Annotated in this window: 1 protein-coding gene; it reads right to left on the bottom strand. The window is 65.1% G+C overall.

All coding sequences use genetic code 11. From position 1 onward, the window contains the following. Positions 1–1,039 (bottom strand): terminase gpA endonuclease subunit (locus tag T370_RS0122040; RefSeq protein ID WP_029437034.1); only part of this gene is annotated, 1,039 nt, incomplete at both ends.

The raw sequence follows: 1,039 nt of genomic DNA, 5'->3' as shown, positions 1-1,039 counted from the left end.
CCGCGTGGGCGGTCGTCGCACAGGGCGAGGATGGCGTCTTCCGAGCGGGCCGCGTGCGACTCCACCCACGGCTCGGCGGCGTACTGGTTCCTGAAGTTCTTGAGGTCGTCCAATTTTCCGCTCTCCTTGTATTTGAGCCATGCGTGGGCCACTTCGGACAGGCTCACGAAGTATGAAAGCCACGCGGGGATGTGAAAGCCCACCTTCACGGGGCGGTGCACGGTGGCGTGCGCCATCAGCTCAAGGCCGGACGTGCGCTCGCGCCACTCCCCTCCCCTGACCGCCCGGTCACGGTCGCCGTCATCCCACACCGCGCCGCAGTGCTCACAGGCGTAGTAGGCCAGCCGCTTCGCCAGCACTGTTTCGGCGTCCGGTGACTTCTCCTCATCCTTTCCGGGCCATGCGATGCGCTCGAAATCCATGTGCTGGAAAAAGCCGCAGTGCGGGCAGCGCACCCAGAAATCGAAGCGGGCCCCCGCCTCCTCGGTGAGCGCCTTCCATATCGGGCCGTCCTCCGTGGTCGGGGTCGAGATTTTCACGACCTTGCGCCGGGTCCGCCATGTCGTCGTGCGCTTCTCCGCCAGCGACTCGGACGATGCCTCGTTCTTCGGGTTCTTGTACTTGTCCAGCTCGTCGAGGATGAGGATGCGGATGGGCTTGTTCCCGAGCCGCGAGACGGAACCTGACCAGCCGAGGTAAATCGGCATGTGCAGCAGGTTGATGCGCAGGCTGGAGGCGTCGTCCCCGTAGCCCGTCATGTACTGCCGGAGGCGCGGGGAGGCTTCGATCATCGGGATGATGCGATCTTTGGCGTTCTCGCGGGCGGTCAGCTCATCCGGGAAGACGTACATCACCGGGCCGGGGAGACGGTCGATGCAGTACCCGACGATGTTGTGGCCACACTCCGAGCCGCCCGTCTGGGGGCTCTTGCAGATGATGACCGTCTCGACGCCGGGAAGCCCGGACACGTCCATGATCCCGGTGAGGTACGGGGTAAACACGTTCCGCCAGCGGCCCCGGATGGCCGACATTTCGAGGA

The sequence above is a fragment of the Bilophila wadsworthia ATCC 49260 genome (genome assembly GCF_000701705.1).
Taxonomy (GTDB): domain Bacteria; phylum Desulfobacterota; class Desulfovibrionia; order Desulfovibrionales; family Desulfovibrionaceae; genus Bilophila; species Bilophila wadsworthia.
The sequence above is the reverse complement of the archived record's forward strand: the minus strand, read 5'-3'. Positions and strand labels throughout refer to the sequence as shown.